The 2,132-nt window shown below is 38.6% G+C and carries 1 protein-coding gene; it reads right to left on the bottom strand.

Annotated features, from left to right (window positions below):
- Positions 1-2,132 (bottom strand): hypothetical protein (locus KKE07_05200; protein MBU4270238.1); only part of this gene is annotated, 2,132 nt, incomplete at both ends.

The raw sequence follows: 2,132 nt of genomic DNA on the forward strand, positions 1-2,132 counted from the left end.
ATATGGATGGTTCCCAGTTGTCCTAATCGTCTTCCCGCTTTCTGTTGTTAATTTATAAATTGGCTTAACACCCATATCTAATAATCCATTAATTCTAGCTGGTTCTAACAAACCTGTTTTTTCATTTAAAGACATTACATATTCTCCTCCTTTTATTTCATCAATTCTAACATATTCAATATTATTCACACGTACAATTGGCAGAACCGTATCACCTGTAACACATTGCCCTTCAATATATGTGGTAGTCGCCACTGTAAACCCATACCCATCTTGATAACTTGCGCCAACTGCAAAATGTCCTTCAGGGTCTGCGCGCAATAAAATATTATTTGATATATCCAATAACTTAAACAAATCCACTCCGCCTTGATTCACTCCTTCTTTAACTACAATTGTTGAACTTGCGGCTCCGCCAGAATCAGTGCCTTCAATCCAAATAGGAAAATTTAGAGTAAATTGGTGTTTGGCCGCGTTCCAACCCAAAACCGCGTTAGTTACTGGTAGGCCGCGTTTAAAAGTCAAAGACATGTTTTCCGTATCACTCGTGGCATTATCAGAATTAATTGTAAAATCAGCTGCTTTGGTGCCGCCGATTTCCGTGTTATTGGCCACGATGTTGCTGGCATTTATCGTATCGCCATAAATCGTACCCCAGCGGTTGGCCGTGGAGCCAAGATTATAAGCATTGCTTTGCGGAATCAAATCCGAATCAACAGTTGAATTAACTGTTAAAGTATCAGAAGTGGCATCACCTAAAACAACTGAATTAGCCACAGTTAAATCATTGCCAACGTAGTATGAACCAGTCGTAGTAGCATTACCATATAACAAAGTATCACCATCAACATTAAAAGTAGTATTCAGAGTAGTTGTATTCACGCCAAAAGCAGTACTCACAATTTGAGTGCCAGTAGTAGTTGCGCTTCCTTGAACATACAAATCAGAAGTTGTGGTGTAGCCAGCGATTAATAATCCGTCTGTAAAATATGAAGTGCCAGAAACATTAAAAGTATATGGCAGAGTAGTTGTGTTTATTCCAAAAGCAGTTGATACAATAAATGTTCCACTAGTAGTGGCTGAACCAGAAATAACCGCGTCATCTGAAACTAATAAATCTCCATCAGCATAATCAATCAAATTAGTTGCGCCTGTACCCAGCACTAAGGATTGAGTAGTGGTATTATTGCCTTGAACATATAAATCACTGGTTGTGGTATAACCAGCAACCATTAACCCGTCTGTAAAATATCCTGAGCCAGAAACATTTAACCCGTAAGGATGAGTTGTAGTTGCCACTGACAAAGAAACAAAAAATACTCCTGTGCCAGTTGTTGTGGCATTTCCAAAATTATAATAATCGCCATACTGCAAAGTTGAAGTAGCGATTGTTAAACCAAAACCATCTGCTGGAGATGAAGTCGCGAAACCATAATGCCCCTGGGTTGTATCAATAACAAAATGAGTTACGCCAGTTGTGTCTTGAATTGAAACCGCTGTTGTAGAATTAACTGACATTAAAAATCCACCTGCAGTAAAAATATCACCATCAGACGCAAGTGAAAAATATCTTGTTCCAGCCACTTGAAAATCCATAAAATTTCCAGAAAAACTTGCTGGGTTAGCCGCAATAAATGTTCCGTTTACAGAACCCAATGTCATTGGGTTAGCTGTTAATTGCAAAAGAGAAATAGTTGAAGATGCTTGCGGACTTGAGCCAAACAATAATGAAGAGCCAGCGCCTTTTTGGTCAAACACAACTAAAGGCGCGCTTGATGACGCGGTTAAAGAAAAAATGCTTTGCGTTGATGACGCGTTCTGCAAATTTAAAACTCCCGCGTTGGATAAGGACAAAACACTTAATTCAGATTGTTTAAAATCAAAAATTCCTCCATCGCCCATCTGGTCAACTTTAATCAAATAATCAGTGGAAGAACTTTTAATATCAATAATGCTTTGTGTTGTTGAAGCAGTAATGTCAAACACATCAATCCCTAAAGGGATGCTAGTTGAAATATTAACTGGGTCGCTAAAAGTAAATTCAGGCGTATTAGTCGCTGAAGTTAAATTCCAAACAAGATTTCCTTTATTGTCAACTGAAGATTGCCACTGGTGGTCAGTATCGTAACGCG

The sequence above is a fragment of the Candidatus Dependentiae bacterium genome, from assembly GCA_018897535.1.
Taxonomy (GTDB): Bacteria; Babelota; Babeliae; order Babelales; family UASB340; genus UASB340.